Source organism: Blautia sp. Marseille-P2398 (assembly GCF_964240315.1).
In the GTDB taxonomy this organism is placed as follows: Bacteria; Bacillota; Clostridia; order Lachnospirales; family Lachnospiraceae; genus Blautia_A; species Blautia_A wexlerae.
The window spans coordinates 1-1,176 of sequence record NZ_CAXSTD010000044.1 but is presented as its reverse complement, the minus strand read 5'-3'; the positions used below and the strand labels follow the sequence as shown (position 1 = coordinate 1,176).

Genomic DNA, 1,176 nt, shown 5'->3' with positions numbered 1-1,176 from the left:
CCCTTATTTCCCTTGTGATTATCTCATAAGGGCAAAAATAAGGGAAACTACATATCATTTCACTAATGGACAGGCGGGAAAGCCTATAAAATGGGGAAAGTTAGAGAGATAATTATATAAATTCTAGTTTGACGGAGTAATAGATATGAAAATCCGAGAAGTGAATGAGAATAAAAAGCAATTTATAGCATTATTGTTATTAGCTGATGAGCAGGAAAATATGATTGATCACTATCTTGAAAAAGGTACTATGTATGTACTTGAAGATGGTAATGTAAAAGCTGAATGTGTCGTTACTGATGAAGATAATGGAATACTTGAAATTAAAAATATTGCAGTTGATCCTCAGAATCAAGGACAGGGCTATGGGAAAGCATTGATTGACTTCCTTGTAAGTAAATATGCAGATGAATATTCTATTTTGCAGGTTGGAACAGGTGACAGCCCGTTGACCGTACCGTTTTATGAAAAATGCGGATTTGTCCGATCTCACAATATTCCGAATTTCTTTACGGACAATTATGACCACCCAATTTATGAGTGTGGTGTACAGTTAATAGATATGGTATATTTGCAAAGATGTTTATAACTTCTAATTTGGAAGGGGGGACTGCTATGCTGAGAAAGTTGAATTGTTTTTTAAATATCGTTATTGGTTCATTCATAGGAGTTTTCATTGGATTCGGAATTTATAAGTTCTGGCACTTTAAAACCTATCCAAATTTATATGCCATGCAGTCTGCACCGTGGTACACAGAGTTACTGTTGGATGGTGCCTTGGTGGCAGTTTTGGTGGTCGTATGTATTATCCTAAAGCTGATTATTTGGAGGAAGTTAAAGCCATAACTTCTTATATAAAAAATTGAGAAATCGTAAAATTTAAGAAAAAGAAATGCACAGTTCTTAGTTTATCGGGAGCTGTGCATTTTTGTAAATAAATACTTTTAATTAGCCGATTACGGCATCCGCTGCTGTAAAATGTTCCAGGGAATTTTCTTTTACCTGAATGCAGATATAAGTAATTCCGGAAATATCGGATGCAAAAAACTGACGCTTTGCAGCAGGTGCGATTTTTAGCCAGTCTCCAGTTGAAAGGCTGATTTCTTCTCCATCAATTATGGCTTTGCCGTTACCTGAAAGAATTCCATAGATTTCTTCATTTTCTTTATGAGAATG

At 35.2% G+C, this 1,176-nt stretch carries 2 protein-coding genes and 1 pseudogene; 2 read left to right on the top strand and 1 reads right to left on the bottom strand.

The window, feature by feature from the left end; translation table 11 throughout:
• Positions 1-145: 145 nt before the first annotated feature.
• The gene (locus tag ACESZG_RS18890) at positions 146-589 is read left to right on the top strand and encodes a GNAT family N-acetyltransferase (protein WP_020993163.1); all 444 of its coding nucleotides are present in this window, start codon (positions 146-148) and stop codon (positions 587-589) included.
• A gap of 26 nt (positions 590-615) precedes the next feature.
• Positions 616-846 (top strand): hypothetical protein, encoded by a 231-nt coding sequence (locus tag ACESZG_RS18885; RefSeq protein WP_015512798.1) that lies wholly within the window; start codon positions 616-618, stop codon positions 844-846.
• A gap of 102 nt (positions 847-948) precedes the next feature.
• Here the strand turns inward: ACESZG_RS18885 and ACESZG_RS18880 are convergent.
• Positions 949-1,176: pseudogene (locus ACESZG_RS18880) on the bottom strand (cupin domain-containing protein); the annotation flags it as partial.

What these genes read in the sequence shown, in the direction of transcription:
- ACESZG_RS18890 (WP_020993163.1), top strand. Translation starts at nt 146, where the DNA reads ATGAAAATCCGAGAAGTGAATGAGAATAAAAAGCAATTTATAGCATTA.
- ACESZG_RS18885 (WP_015512798.1), top strand. Translation starts at nt 616, where the DNA reads ATGCTGAGAAAGTTGAATTGTTTTTTAAATATCGTTATTGGTTCATTC.